Annotated in this window: 14 protein-coding genes and 1 rRNA gene; 9 read left to right on the top strand and 6 right to left on the bottom strand. The window is 63.2% G+C overall.

Annotated features, from left to right (window positions below):
• Positions 1 to 3 precede the first annotated feature (3 nt).
• A complete protein-coding gene (locus KRX51_RS06400) occupies positions 4 to 828 on the top strand; it encodes a hypothetical protein (protein WP_218362321.1) in 825 nt (274 codons plus the stop codon).
• Here the strand turns inward: KRX51_RS06400 and KRX51_RS06395 are convergent.
• Both KRX51_RS06395 and KRX51_RS06390 read right to left on the bottom strand, forming a co-directional pair.
• Positions 825 to 1616, bottom strand: a complete 792-nt coding sequence (locus KRX51_RS06395) for an RNA methyltransferase (protein WP_218362320.1) — start codon at positions 1614 to 1616, stop codon at positions 825 to 827. The two genes, KRX51_RS06400 and KRX51_RS06395, sit on opposite strands and share 4 nt — an antisense overlap.
• 3 nt (positions 1617 to 1619) lie before the next feature.
• Positions 1620 to 3074 (bottom strand): NCS2 family permease, encoded by a 1455-nt coding sequence (locus KRX51_RS06390; protein WP_218362319.1) that lies wholly within the window; start codon positions 3072 to 3074, stop codon positions 1620 to 1622.
• A gap of 74 nt (positions 3075 to 3148) precedes the next feature.
• Here KRX51_RS06390 and KRX51_RS10330 point away from each other — a divergent pair, with 74 nt between their 5' ends.
• From KRX51_RS10330 to KRX51_RS06375, 3 genes are read left to right on the top strand one after another with little or no spacing between them, the layout of a single operon-like run.
• Positions 3149 to 3412, top strand: coding sequence for a DUF2530 domain-containing protein (locus KRX51_RS10330; RefSeq protein WP_218362318.1), 264 nt, complete (start codon positions 3149 to 3151; stop codon positions 3410 to 3412).
• On the top strand, positions 3409 to 4209 hold the full coding sequence (locus tag KRX51_RS06380) for a glutaminyl-peptide cyclotransferase (RefSeq protein WP_218362317.1): 801 nt from the start codon (positions 3409 to 3411) through the stop codon (positions 4207 to 4209). Before KRX51_RS10330 ends, KRX51_RS06380 begins: the two co-directional genes overlap by 4 nt.
• Before the next feature lie 36 nt (positions 4210 to 4245).
• Positions 4246 to 4770, top strand: coding sequence for a DUF2771 family protein (locus tag KRX51_RS06375; protein WP_255549524.1), 525 nt, complete (start codon positions 4246 to 4248; stop codon positions 4768 to 4770).
• Here the strand turns inward: KRX51_RS06375 and KRX51_RS06370 are convergent.
• Positions 4767 to 5171 carry a cold shock domain-containing protein gene (locus KRX51_RS06370; RefSeq protein ID WP_218362316.1) on the bottom strand — a complete coding sequence of 135 codons (405 nt, stop codon included), beginning with the start codon at positions 5169 to 5171 and terminating at the stop codon, positions 4767 to 4769. The genes KRX51_RS06375 and KRX51_RS06370 overlap by 4 nt on opposite strands.
• Before the next feature lie 314 nt (positions 5172 to 5485).
• On the opposite strand from KRX51_RS06370, the gene KRX51_RS06365 reads away from it, so the two are divergent.
• Complete coding sequence (locus KRX51_RS06365; RefSeq protein WP_218362315.1) at positions 5486 to 6130, top strand: transglycosylase family protein; 645 nt, start codon at positions 5486 to 5488, stop codon at positions 6128 to 6130.
• Between the two features lie 152 nt (positions 6131 to 6282).
• On the opposite strand, the gene KRX51_RS06360 is transcribed toward KRX51_RS06365, so the two are convergent.
• A complete protein-coding gene (locus tag KRX51_RS06360; RefSeq protein WP_218362314.1) occupies positions 6283 to 6471 on the bottom strand; it encodes a hypothetical protein in 189 nt (62 codons plus the stop codon).
• Between the two features lie 92 nt (positions 6472 to 6563).
• Between KRX51_RS06360 and KRX51_RS06355 the strand changes: the two genes are divergently transcribed.
• The 3 genes from KRX51_RS06355 to KRX51_RS06345 are packed head-to-tail and all read left to right on the top strand — an operon-like array spanning position 6564 to position 11210.
• The gene (locus tag KRX51_RS06355) at positions 6564 to 8849 is read left to right on the top strand and encodes a helicase-associated domain-containing protein (protein ID WP_218362313.1); all 2286 of its coding nucleotides are present in this window, start codon (positions 6564 to 6566) and stop codon (positions 8847 to 8849) included.
• Positions 8850 to 8895: 46 nt separating this feature from the next.
• Entirely contained in the window at positions 8896 to 10545 is a 1650-nt protein-coding gene (locus KRX51_RS06350) for a DNA repair helicase XPB (protein ID WP_218362312.1), read from the top strand.
• Positions 10546 to 10568: 23 nt separating this feature from the next.
• Positions 10569 to 11210 (top strand): DUF3239 domain-containing protein, encoded by a 642-nt coding sequence (locus KRX51_RS06345; protein WP_218362311.1) that lies wholly within the window; start codon positions 10569 to 10571, stop codon positions 11208 to 11210.
• On the opposite strand, the gene KRX51_RS06340 is transcribed toward KRX51_RS06345, so the two are convergent.
• Positions 11207 to 12355: an alpha/beta hydrolase gene (locus KRX51_RS06340; RefSeq protein ID WP_218362310.1), complete on the bottom strand. Its 1149-nt coding sequence runs from the start codon at positions 12353 to 12355 to the stop codon at positions 11207 to 11209. The genes KRX51_RS06345 and KRX51_RS06340 overlap by 4 nt on opposite strands.
• A gap of 33 nt (positions 12356 to 12388) precedes the next feature.
• Between KRX51_RS06340 and KRX51_RS06335 the strand changes: the two genes are divergently transcribed.
• Entirely contained in the window at positions 12389 to 13564 is a 1176-nt protein-coding gene (locus KRX51_RS06335) for an aminotransferase class I/II-fold pyridoxal phosphate-dependent enzyme (RefSeq protein WP_218362309.1), read from the top strand.
• 113 nt (positions 13565 to 13677) lie between these two features.
• On the opposite strand, the gene rrf is transcribed toward KRX51_RS06335, so the two are convergent.
• A 5S ribosomal RNA gene (rrf, locus tag KRX51_RS06330) occupies positions 13678 to 13792 on the bottom strand.
• Positions 13793 to 13794: the final 2 nt, after the last annotated feature.

The raw sequence follows: 13794 nt of genomic DNA, 5'->3' as shown, positions 1-13794 counted from the left end.
CACATGACCGTCGTGACAATCTGGTTCGTCTCCTGCGATGACCCGCGCCAGGTGCTGTTACGCGAACCCGACGTTGACCGAGGTTTTGGCCGGAAATACTTGGCCCAACTCGATCCGTCGCAGCCGGTGACCCATATCGCGGACTTTCCGCTGAACCGGTCCGCCCCGGCAGGCACCGCCGAGTTCTATATCGGTGGTTTCGACGGTCTCGCTGTGATCCAAACTGCCGTTGAGGGCCAGCCGGATATGACGCAGCTGCCGAAGCGACTCACCCGGAATATTGCCGCCGACGATATTTATGTCATCGCCGAAGACCCGGATAACCGGTGGGCTGGTTTCGCACACTTCCACGACGGCGCAGTCCGACGGGCCTTCGCCGCCACCGGCACCCGAATTATCGTCAACGATGGGCTGCCGCTGCCGGCCGAACGTGGGTACTGGGCTGGCGAGCACGACCCCGCCGAATCCGGCCGGCCCGGGGTGGCCCTGCCGTTCAAATCCGCCGAGTTGGCCCATGCTGTTATTGCCTCATGGTTGGGCTTCGACCCCACTGCTTCGGGCCCGGATGTGCCGGTGAGTGCATTCGCTGTAGATGGGCGCCTCTCGTCGAAGATCGACACCACCACAAAGAAGCGCGCCACCGCCCCGGATGAAAGCAGCGCATTCGACTACGACGATTACGAAGCCGTCGCCGACGACGACATCAACCCCACTGAGCGGCTCCAACAGGCCAGTGAGGCAACCCGCTCGGCGGCACAATCACTAGGTGAACAGATGCGCGGTTTTGGCCGCCGGATCTGGGACAAACTCAACTCCCGCAACCGTTAGCGCAACCGTTCATAGCAGGCCATCGCCGCTGAGGTGGCCACATTCAAGCTGTCCGTGCCGGGCGCCATCGGGATAGCCGCCCGCACATCACAGGCGCGCATAGCGTGTTCGGTCATGCCCGGGCCTTCGGCACCCACCACAATGGCGACGCGGTCAGCGTCGGCAAGCGCCTCCCACAGCGGCACCGCACCAGCGGGGGTCATAGCAACCACCCGGAAACCCTGATCCTGCAAACCCGCGAGACTGCGCTGCCAGGTTGTGGTGGTACCAGGCAAATGCGCATACGGCACCCGCAGCACATGGCCCATCGACACCCGCACCACCCGGCGGTACAACGGGTCAGCACACGCAGCGCCGAAAAGAACCCCGTCAACACCAAGAGCGGCCGCATTGCGGAAAATGGCGCCAATATTTTCGTGGTCCCCCACCCCCTCGAGTACAAGCACAGTGCGGGCATTGCGCACCACGTCGGCAAGCTCAGGTTCAGGGGCACGATCAGCGGCGGCCACAAGACCCCGGTGCATATCAAAACCCGCGACCTCAGCCAGGGTTTCCCGAGACACCTCATAAGCCGGGATATCGACCTCCCCCAGCTCATCGAGCTTGCGGGCTAGGCCAACAACACAGCGCGCCGGGAACCGAGACTGCAGCAACCGCGGCACAACCAACGACCCCTCGGCGATGACCAACCCCTTGCCACCAGGCAGATCGGGGCGGCGATCGCTGTGGTTGAGATCGCGGATGTCATCAAGCCGAGGGTCGGCGGGGTCATCAATGCGAATACGCATGGGCTAAGCGCCAAGCAGCTCGGTGACCGGGTCCACCGCGAAGTAGATCACGAAAAGCGCGGCAATGAAGTACAGCAGCGGATGCACCGACTTGCCGCGACCAGTAGCCAGGTTCATCACGACATACGCAATGAAACCGATGCCGATACCGTTAGCAATGGAGTACGTGAACGGCATGATGACAATGGTCAGGAAGGCCGGCAAGGCGATCGTCATGTCATTGAGATCGATATCGCGAATCTGGGCGACCATCATGGTGCCCACAATGACCAGCACCGGGGCGGCGGCCTCAATCGGCACGATCTCGTAAAGCGGGGTGAAGAACATCGCCGCGAGGAACAGCACACCGGTGACGATATTGGCCAAGCCGGTGCGGGCACCGTCGGCAATGCCAGCAGCTGAGTCAATGTAGACGGTATTCGACGACGCCGAGCACGCACCGCCGACAACAGCACCGGTGCCCTCAACGACCAGGGCGGTCTTCATATTCGGCAGGTTGCCATGAGCGTCGGTAAGCCCGGCCTGCTTACCCAGGCCCGTCATGGTGCCCATGGCATCGAAGAAATTAGCCAACACCAGGGTAAACAAGGCCATAGTGGCGGCGATGACACCGACGGAAGTGAAAGCGCCGAGCAGATCGACCGCGCCCAGCAGCGACAAGTCGGGGATACCGAACACAGGGTCCGGGGCCTGCGGTACCGCCAGATTCCAGCCGGTGGGTTCGGGCTTGCCGTCGACGAAGGACGGGCCGGCGCCGGTGATGGCCTCCACAATCATGGCGATGATGGTGTTGAGCACAATGCCGATGAACAGGCCACCGGGCACGTTGAAGGCCACCAGCACACCACAGATGATGATGCCGAGGACGAATACCGCGGTCGGCCAGGAAGCAATCTGGCCGTTAATACCCAACTGCACGGGCACGGTGGTGCCGGCAGCGTCGGGGATGCGGCGCACCAAACCACCGTCAACCAGGCCAATCATGGTGATAAACATGCCGATACCGACAGTCATCGCGGACTTCATCGAACCCGGAATTGCATCAAACACCGCAGAGCGGAAACCAGACACCGCCAGGGCGACGATGATGAGACCGTCGAGCACAACCAGGCCCATCGCCTCGGGCCAGGTCATGCCCTGATTCGAAACGAACGTCACCGCCACCAGGGTGTTAATGCCCAGGCCGGTGGCCAGGCCGAAGGGATACTTGGCGAAAACGCCGAAGGCGATGGTGAGGATACCGGCAGCAAAAGCGGTGGCTGCGGCGACTGGGGCAATGCCGAGGACCACGCCATTGACATCGGCTACGGTGCCGATAATGAGCGGGTTTAACAGGATGATGTACGCCATCGCGAAGAAGGTGACGACACCTGCCCGCAGTTCGGTGCCCGTCGTGGACCCGCGTTCGGTGATGTGGAAATACCGGTCCAGGGTCCCGGTAGCTTTACTCTCGCTCACTTGGTGTTGGCTCCCCTCACATAAGTGATCGGACTCGACGCTGCTGCCGAACCGTCCTGGTTAGAATCGCACCTGTGAACCGTACTGGGCAAACCTTTTCGCAGCTTCCCCGTTGGTTAGCGGATCCGCGCCCGGCACTGGCCGTCGGCATCGCGGCGTTTTCCCTGGCCGCGGTGGTGGTCACGATAACCCACGGAGCAGGCTCGCACCTCGCCCATACCTGCTGGGTGGGGGTAATTCTGGGCGTCCTGGGCTGGGGTGTGTACCTGTGGCAACGAATTTCAGTCTCCCGCGGGGCGAAGTGGGTCCAAGACGGATTGGAGGACACCAGTCGATGAGACGACTACTCGTGGTGGCCGCTACGGCGTTGCTGGTGGGGTGCGCAAGTAGCCAACCGGCCGCGGAACCGGAGGAACTGACAGTACGGGTTATTGCCGAGCACCCGTGGGATTCGGGGTGGTTTATCCAGGGCCTGGAATTTGATGGCGACGACCTGCTTGTTGGTACCGGAATCGCTGGGGAGTCCCAGATACTGCGGTTGGCGCAGCCCTTGGAGGACCAGCAGGTCGTGGAGTCCGCGGAGGTGCCGGATAATTTCTTCGGCGAGGGCATCACCCGCATCGGGGCGGATGTGTGGCAGCTGACCTGGAAGGACCAGGTGGCCCTGCGGCGCGACGCGCAGACCTTCGATATCCGGGAGGAGATCCCGTATGCCCGCCAGGGCTGGGGAATCTGTGCCCGTGCCGACGGTTCGGTGGTCACCTCCGATGGCAGCGACGAGTTGGTGGTGCGCAATGCGAACAGCCTGGCTGAGCAGGCTGTTATCGAGGTGACCTACCGGGGTGAGCCGGTGACCGAGTTGAATGAGCTGGAATGCACCGGCACCGCAGAGCAGCCAGTGGTGTGGGCTAATGAGTGGCAGACGGACAATATTTATCGCATTGATGGACGCACCGACGTGGTGACGGCGCGGGTGGATGCCTCGGCGCTGCGGGAGATGCTGCCCCCGGAGCGCACGCCGATGAATGTGGATGTGCTCAACGGCATTGCCGCTATTGCTGGCACGAATCGGTTTGTGGTGACGGGCAAGTACTGGCCGGTTCTGTTCGAAGTCGAGTTTGTGCCTGCGCGTTAGACTTTTGCTCGATTATCTCGATCTCTGGAGGAACGTATGGCGAAAAGCCGACAGAAGTCACTGCTGAAGATCGGTGCCATCGCGGCGGTGGGCCTTGTCATTGTGGGCCTTGTGGTGGTGTTCGCGATGCTGCAGTCCGACGGTATCGAGGACCCGATGCAGGAGCCATTGACCGTTACCGTCGATGGTGAGGACTTCGAGGTGCTCCCCTACCGGGTGTGTGACCTGTTTGCAGGTGAGGACGGGTGCACGGTGGTGGAGGATAACGCGAAGCATATTGAGCTTGGCGAACAAGAAACCGCCACCCTCGAGGTATCCGAGGAAGTGGCGGCTAATGCGTGGGCTGTGCAGCGGTTCTTCGCCGATGATGTGCATAATTCCGCGACCAAGCACGATCCGGGGACTACCTCGACCGAAACTATTGCTGGTTCGACGTCGGCGGCTGGTTCGCGCAGTGCCCTGGGGGTGGTGGAGGTGTCCACCACGGTGATCGGTGAAAACGCCGATGGCGATGAGACCACCTACGGCATCACCTGGTCCGTGGTGAACGACGCGGCTTAGCGGTCGAGCTCCTTAGCCACCGCGCGCAGTACTTCTGCGGTCTGACGGCCCTGCTTGCGGTCGGGGTAACGCCCGGAGCGCAGGTCACGCTGGGTGGCTTCGAGCATGGAGATCATGTCCGAAATCATCCCGTTGAGTTCTTCGGGCTTATGCCGGCGCGCGCTGCGGGCGGGCCGGTCCTGCCGCTTGGGCCGGGTGGGTTCTTCCAGCACTTTGACGCGCAGCGCCTGCGGGCCGGGGCGGCCGTCGGCGAAGTCGTATTCGATGCGCTGGTTTTTGTGGAGTTCGGTGACCCCGTCGGGAAGCACGGCATGTCCGACGTAGACGTCCTCGCCTCCTGGGTTGGATACGAAGCCGAAGCCGCGCTGCTTGTCGTACCACCTGATTTTGCCGATGGGCACCGCGATCGCCCCTTTCTTCTGCCGTGTGTATTGAACCGTTCATCATAGCGTGCGATGGTCACGAACCATAGAAATAACAGCTCTATAACGTGACTTCGATCACATTTCACACTGCTATCAATAATAACATCTACAACATTCTGGCGTTAACCAGGCGATACACACGAATAAATACACACTGCCAGCCGCGAGCTCGACACACGCACCATAAAGCAATGTGACTATTCCGTGACCATTCGTTAGTTTGGGTCCACACCGCACGGGAGGCCTGTGCGCCACACCCGATGTAACCGACGAGAGGGAATACCCCACTTATGGCTCGCCACGCTAAGAAAACCCGCAGCATGTCCACCACCGCCAAGGTTGCCGCCACCGGCATCGCCCTTGGCGCCGGTGCCGCCATGCTCGCCCCGACCGCCAGCGCCGCTCCGATCTCCGACTGGGAGCGCCTCGCGCAGTGCGAGTCCGGCGGCAACTGGTCCATCAACACCGGCAACGGCTACTACGGCGGCCTGCAGTTCTCCGCCCAGACCTGGACCGGTTTCGGTGGCGGCGAGTTCGCTGCATACGCCCACCAGGCCACCAAGGAAGAGCAGATCTGGGTTGCCGAGAAGGTTCTCGCCCAGCAGGGCTGGAATGCATGGCCCGCCTGCTCCCGCTCCCTCGGCCTGAGCTCCGGCCCGACCCAGCGCCCGAAGCCCGGCACCGGCAACACCAACCCGGCCCCCGCCCCGGCACCGGCTCCGGCCCCCGCCCCGGTTCCGACCCCGGGCAATGTCGGTGATATCGATCCGCTGAACCCGCAGTCCGTCATCGATGGCCTTTTCGAGGCCGCCGATATCTCCAGCCTCGACAGCATCTTCCACCGCGCTATCGGTGAACTCCGCGACGCCGGTGTCCCCGTGCCCAACGAGGTCGTGAATATCTACAACCTGCTCCGCAGCCAGCTGCCTTTCTAAGCAGCCCGCGCTAGCAGCACACAAGCTGGGGCCTCATCCGTACCCACGGATGAGGCCCCAGCTTTTTTGTCACGCGCCGCTACCAACGTCGGCAAGCAGCACTTATACCCGACCTCCCCATGGAAGATCGGGTACAGCGGACCTCACGCGGTCTACTTATTAATGACGGTATGCGGGTGCACGTAACCCAAAGTGCTCGGGTCCACCGGGAAGGTGATCTCACCAAAAGGCGAGTCAGCACCTGCATGGTGGGAGACCAGCTCAGTCACCGGGTGCTCGCCGGGCTCAAGGTTCTGCGGCCAGCCCGGATCGACGTACTTCTTCTTCTCGACATTAGCCATACCCATATCATGACAGAACCGGGGCGGCAGTACCTAGTCACCACCAAATTCGCCCTGCCAATCACGCCCAGCGACGTATCGTGGAACACAACATGAACGCCTCCACACTGCCCCCGCTGCGAAGCTGGCTAGCCGATCGCGACCGCGACTACCTCACCGCACTGCTGACCTACCGGCCAGATGCGATCGCCCCGCCCCCACGTGATGCCGCCGCGCTGGCAGCACGGCTCACCCTGCACGACTCCGCCCGGCGCGTGCTCCCCCAACTCGATGCCCCCGCCTTAGCTGTGCTCGAGGCATGTGTGGATACCGGTGGCGATATGCACGCGGTAGCCGCCAGTGCGGTCATCGACGACGTACTCGACCGCCTCGCGGAGGCGGACGTCCCCGTCAAACACCGCCCCACGCCCGCCCGGTTGCGCACCGCCCTTGATGAACTACGCAACCGCGCCCTGATTTATGGCGACGGCCCCACCAAAACCGGTTCTTTTAGTGGCCGCGCCCGAAAAACAGACCCGAACCCACATGCGGATCTGCTGATGGTGGCCCCAGGTGCGTGGGAGGCCCTGCCAGCCGGGTGGACAGTGCTACCCGCCGCCGACCAGCCCACCACCGCCGAGCTCAAGGAAGCGCTGGGCGCCATCGATGAACGCCAGCACCGGGTGCTGCAAACGCTTGCCGACGCCGGTGGCCTGGGCACCACCCGCGATGCGGCACCAGATGCTGACCCGCAGCGCCCGGTGCCCCGCCTGATCGAGGCGGAATTGCTGCAACGCATCGACCCGAAAACGGTCCGGCTGCCCGACCGGGTGCGCGCCCTGATGCACGGGGCCCGGCTTCCCGAGGGCCCGGTTGCGCTGAAACCGGACAGCACTGATGCGCCAGATATCGCTGGTGCAGACGACCGGGGCGCCACAACGGCCCTGGAATTGCTCTACGCCATGGCCCGGCTGCTGGAGTTTTTGGGCACCACCCCGGTGCCGTTGCGCCGCGATGGGTTGCTGTCGGTGCGTGGGCAGCGTCGGCTTGCCGACGAGATGGGCGCCGATTATGAACGGTTGCTGCGTTTCGCCCAGTGCGCGCACCTCATTGCCTGCGGTGAGCCGGACCCAGCCCCGGCGGATGATTCCGGCGGCGACTACCTGGCCCCCACCGACACGGCCGATGAGTTCCTCGCCGCTACTGGCCCCGGCCGGTGGGCGATCCTGATCGAGGCGGTACTCACCGCCGACCCGCCAGCACCGTTACTACCCGACCAGCCGCCGCAACCCTCGCCGGCACTACGCACCGCGCTTGCCGACGTTGCCCTGGGCAGTGGTGGGCTGCCTGATGCTACGGCTGGGTTATTGCATTACCGGCCGCTTATCGCGATGCGCACTCCGGCGGCGGTATTAGATACCGCACTTACTGACCTCGAGGCACTTGGCCTCATTGTGTGCCAGGACCCCGGGTTCGCGGTCACTGCTGCGTGGCGGGCCTGCGCACATGGCGTTGACCCAGATGGGCTCACTGGCTTGCTGCCACCACCGGCGCGGCAGTTCATTGCCCAGGCGGACTTAACGATCCTGGTCCCGGGCCCGCCCGAGCCGGAACTTGCCCGCACTTTGGCGATGTTCTCGGTTGTGGAATCCCCCGGGGTAGCCAGCGTGCACCGGGTGACGGAGGAGTCTTTGCAGCGCGCTCTTGATGCGGGGTTAAGCGCCAGCGAACTGCATGAGTTCTTACGTACCCGGTCGATGGGGGAAGTCCCGCAGGGCCTGTCGCAGCTTATTGATGATGTATCCCGCCGGCATGGGCGGGTGCGTGGCGGCCCCGCGGCCAGCTACCTCAGGTGTAGCGACCCGGTGGAGCTGGCCGCTATCGAGACCTCTCCCGCAGCCGAGATCCTGGGGTTGCGTCGTATTGCGGACACCGTGTTGATTTCGCAGGCCCCGCTGAGTCGGGTCATTGACATCTTGCGCGAATACGGGCACACCGCCGTTGCGGAGGATGCTGCCGGGGCGGCGATTTCTTTCGCGCCCCGGCCTTGCCGGGTGCATCCGACGGCGCCGCGGCCCCCGGCGCACCCAGCCGCCGATGCTGGCCTGGTGTCGGTTGCCGTTGATGCAGTGCTGTCCGCCGGGACGGAAGGCACCCGTATCGGTGTGCGTGATGATCCGGCCACCGGCGCTGCGGCGCATGATGTGTTGGCCCGGGCGGCGCGCAATGGGCTGCTGGTGACCTTGGGTTTTGTGGACCGTAATGGTCGGGCGGGGCGCACCACGGTGCGTCCGGTGACGGTCAATGGCGGGCAGGTCGATGGCATCGACCCAGCCACTGGTGAGGTGCGTCGGTTCCTTATGCACCGGGTCACAGAGGTCGTCGTCGAAGACGCCTAGTGCCATAATGGCCACTTAGTCTCCAATACCCGGAAGGTGGCACCCAGTGGCTCTTGGCGACGGACCTCTTATCGTCCAGTCGGATAAAACAGTCCTGCTTGAAACAGGGCATGCCGACGCTGCCGACGCGCGAGCAGCTTTAGCGCCGTTCGCGGAACTCGAACGCGCCCCGGAGCACGTGCATACTTACCGGATCACGAACCTAGCGCTGTGGAATGCCCGCGCTGCCGGCCATGATGCGGAGCAGGTCGTCGACGTGTTGGAGAAGTACTGCCGCTTCCCGGTGCCGCAGCCGCTGTTGGTCGGTATCGCCGAGACGATGGAGCGTTACGGGCGGCTGACGCTCACCCAGCACCCCACCCACGGTCTGGTGCTGATTTCCTCAGACCCTGCGGTTTTGGCGGAAATTACCCGCCACCGCAAGATTCGTCCGATGCTGGGTGAGGCCATTGAGCCCGATACGTGGACGGTGCACGCCAGTGAGCGTGGCCGGTTAAAGCAGGAGTTACTCAAGGTTGGTTGGCCGGCCCGGGATGAGGCTGGCTATGTCGACGGTGAGGCCCACCCCATTGAATGGCGTCATGCTGAGGGCGATAGTTGGCAGTTGCGTGATTATCAGCGCGAAGCCGCCGATTGTTTCCGCGAAGGCGGCTCCGGCGTGGTGGTGCTGCCCTGTGGTGCTGGCAAAACCCTGGTTGGCGCTGCTGCGATGGTTGATGCCAAGCGCACCACATTGATCTTGGTGACTAATACCGTCGCGGGCCGCCAGTGGCGCGATGAACTGCTGCGGTTTACCTCTCTGACGGAGAATGAGATCGGTGAGTACTCCGGTGAGCGCAAAGAGATCCGCCCGGTGACTATCGCCACCTACCAGGTGGTGACCCGCAAGACCAAGGGCGAGTACCGGGCACTGGAGTTATTTGATTCCCGCGACTGGGGCCTCATTGTGTACGACGAGGTGCACCTGCTGCCGGCACCGGTGTTCCGCATGTCCGCGGATCTGCAGTCCCGACGTCGGCTGGGCCTGACTGCCACCCTGGTCCGCGAGGATGGCCGCGAGGGCGACGTGTTCTCCCTCATCGGCCCGAAGCGTTATGACGCCCCGTGGAAGGATATTGAGTCCCAGGGTTTCATCGCCGAAGCCGAGTGCGTTGAGGTGCGGGTGACCATGTCCGATTCGGAACGGATGGTCTACGCCACCGCTGAGGCCGCCGACCGGTATCGCCTGGCCGCGTGCGCCGAATCGAAGGTGCCGGTGATCCGCAAGCTATTGGAACGCCACGTCGGCGAGCCGACATTGATTATCGGCGCCTACCTGGACCAGTTGGAGGAGCTTGGCGACGCTCTGGGCGCGCCGGTACTGGACGGCTCAACATCGACATCGCGGCGGGAGAAGCTGTACGCCCAGTTCCGCACCGGAGAGATCCGCACCTTGGTGGTGTCGAAGGTCGCGAATTTCTCCATTGACCTTCCTGAGGCCGCCGTGGCGGTGCAGGTGTCTGGCACGTTCGGTTCGCGGCAGGAAGAGGCCCAGCGTTTGGGCCGGCTATTGCGCCCGAAAGCTGATGGCGGCGGTGCTGTGTTCTACTCCGTTGTCTCCCGGGACACCCTTGATGCCGAGTACGCTGCACATAGACAGCGTTTCCTGGCGGAGCAGGGTTACGCCTACAACATTGTGGACGCCGCCGACCTCTAAATCCTTAGCGAAAGACACCGAGCATGGCCGCTTTTGATATCACCGTCGACAACGAACACGTCAAGAAGTACAACGAATACTTCAAGGACGCGCGCCGCCTAGTTGCCTCCGCACTGGTGCTGTGCATCCTGGCTTTTCTCGGCGCTGTGCTGATTTTTGTGTTCGCCGGTACTGGGGCGTGGCAGTACACGGTCATGGCGGTACTGGCAGTGCTAATGGTGAGCTGCATTATCGCCATGATTGCGGTGCCCAAGCAGGTTGGTGACGCCCAACAGCTCTACGATTACTGGCCGCTGGTGCCTGCTGTTGTCGCAGAAGTCAATCCCCGCGATATCACCGTGCTGGCCTTGGTCAATCTTGCCTCCGACCCCCAGCAGGAACCGCGCTTGGCTCTGACGGTGCGGGCGGCAACGAATCTGCCGGGGATTCCCCGCAAGGTTGGGGCCCGCGTTCCGGCTATTGCCGTGGGCGGGCAGCACAGTTCGAAATCACAGTATTGGGACGAGGTCACCCCGGTGCCGGTGTGCTGGGCTACCGCCGATAAAGCCACCCAGCGCAATGCCGAAAAAGCCATTGCGAACAAGCGCTGGGCACTGCTGGAGGACAATATCGACAAAGCAGAGCAGACCCGCCTTTCCTCGAACCGGCTCTACCCGCTGGCCTAAGACCAGGCCCGCTGATTCGCTTCGTCGACGGCTTCCTTGCTGTATTCGCCGGCAGGATCGTCGGCAAGCTCACGGTGTGTCCCCGTGGCCTGCAGAATCTGCCGGGCAAGTGCGGTGATCCGACGGCGCTGTTCAGCAGGCGCGGCAATGGTGTGGGTGGCGAGGAATTCGTCGACAACCCCATCGGTGGCGGCTGCTAGTTCCGGGCCGCCGAAAGCGCGGTCATCGGCGGAACCGGTTTGGACATAGACCGGCGGTAACTTGCTGGGATCGGCGCGCACTGGGGACACCACCGCCGAGGCCGGGTCCAGGCCCTCCTGGCCGTATATCCACGGCACATCGGCGCTGCGGGTGCCGGTGAGGTCAATGGCGGGCATGGTGAGTGCCAGCAGGGCGGCCTCGGTACCAGTCAGGGCTGCCAGCAGGCAGGCGTGGGCACCCGAACTGGTACCCCACAGCACAGTATTAGTGCTGGTGGCGCCGAGGTTATGCTGCGCCCAGGCCACTGCGCACGCAATATCGTCAATGGTCGCCGGAAGCGGATATTCCGGGGCCAGGCGGTTGTCGATATCCAGCACCACTGCCCCACTGCGTTCGGCGAGGGCAGCGCAGTCGGGCCCGTGGGCATTATCTCGGTTGGCGCCGCCGCCGGCCCACCAGGCCCCACCGTGGACGGAGATCACCACCGCACCGGTGGGTGCGCTCGGCCGGTAGACAGTGGCGTTGATGGTGTCCTGCAGCCGGTATGGCGTGGGGGATTCGGGGAAGGCGTCGGCGCCACCGTCGGCACGCCGAAGTTCCCCTTCCGGCCAGCGGGGGTGGGGGTGCACGTCGATAACGACATTGTCCCACCGGGTCTGCGCGGTGACGTAGGCAACTGCGGGCGGTGTGTGGTCGACTCCGGCGCCAAGCACCAGCATGGCTGCGTGGACGACGGCGTCGGGGCGGCGCGCGGCGGCACCGTCGGCCTGGGCGCGGGCGGTGGCTACGGCGTCAAGCCATGCCTCGTCGGTGTCGTAGTCGCTGCGCAGTGGGGTGGTGATGGCTGGCCCGGAGAAGCAGCTGGTGTGCTCTTCGAGGTAGTCGACGAGCTGCTGCAGGCGAGCAGTATCGGTGGTGACTGGGGTGAATCCATCCTCGCTCATGGGCTTAAGTGTAGGGCGGGTAATCTACGTGGAATGAATGAGCGCACTGTGCAGCGGCTGCGGCCGCTTGGAGAAACCATTTTCGCCACGATAGGCACCCTTGTTGCTGAGCATGGGGCGGCGAATCTGGGCCAGGGAGCGCCTGCGGCTCCCGCCCCACCGGTGGTGCTTGAGGAGGCTCGCCGCCAGATTGCGGCGGGCAATAACAATTACCCGCCGGCCCGCGGCATTGCGTCGTTGCGGGAGGCTATTTGTGATGAGCGGCAGCGCCGGCTTGGTGAACGCCGTGACCCCGCTACTGAGTGTTTGGTGACTGTGGGGGCTACTGAGGGCATCACAGCCACGATTTTGGGCCTGGTTGAGCCGGGTGCCGAGGTTGTGCTCATCGAGCCGTTTTATGACTGCTACCGGGCGGCTGCGGCGATGGCTGGGGCGAAGGTGCGCACTGCGGCGTTGGTGGCCGACGAAGACGGCGAGTGGCGTCTTGATGCCGATTCGCTGCGCGCGGCTGTGGGCCCGCAGACGGCGATGATTGTGGTGAATTCGCCGCATAATCCAACCGGTGCGGTGCTTTCCGACGATGAACTCGCCGTCATTGCCGAGGTGGCTAATACATACGACACTTTGGTGCTTTCCGACGAGGTGTACGAGCACCTGGTTTTTGATGGTTTGACGCATAAGTCGATTTCTTCTTTGCCGGGTATGGCAGAGCGCACTGTGGTCGTATCGAGCGCGGCGAAGACTTTTAATATCACTGGTTGGAAGATTGGGTGGGCGTTGGGTCCGCGGGACCTTATTGATGGTGTCATTGCGGCGAAGCAGTTCATGACGTGTGTGGCTGGTGCGCCATTCCAGCCGGCGGTGGCTCGCGGATTATTGGAATGCCCGCAGTGGATTGGTGATAACCGTGATTTATTGCGGGAAAACCGTGATCACCTGATGCAGGCGTTGCGGGATATGGGTATTACTGCCTTCCCGAGTCATGCGGGGTATTTCGTGCTGGCTGATGCTGAGGTTTTTGGGCTCGGCAACGCGATGGAGACTTGTATGCGTATGCCCGCTGAAGTGGGTGTGGGCGCTATTCCGGTGTCGGCTTTTGTGATGGACCCGGATGAGCCTAAGTGGCGCAATTTGATTCGGTTGGGTTTTTGTTGTGGACGTCGCGATATGGATGTGGCGCTAGACCGAATAACAACACTGACCCCATAAACACGCACACCCCCGCGCCCCTGGTTTGGGGACGCGGGGGTGTGGGTATAGGAAATGCCCCACGCACCACCATGACGGCGGTACGTGGGGCATAACCATATTCTTTGTTTAAGGGCCGGCGGTGACCTACTCTCCCACACCCTCCCGGGTGCAGTACCATCGGCGCTGGCGGGCTTAGCTTCCGGGTTCGGAATGGGACCGGGCGTGACCCCGCCGCTGAATGCCACCGG

Origin of the sequence: Corynebacterium sp. TAE3-ERU12 (assembly GCF_019209905.1) — a bacterium.
Taxonomy (GTDB): domain Bacteria; phylum Actinomycetota; class Actinomycetes; order Mycobacteriales; family Mycobacteriaceae; genus Corynebacterium.
The sequence above is the reverse complement of the archived record's forward strand: the minus strand, read 5'-3'. Positions and strand labels throughout refer to the sequence as shown.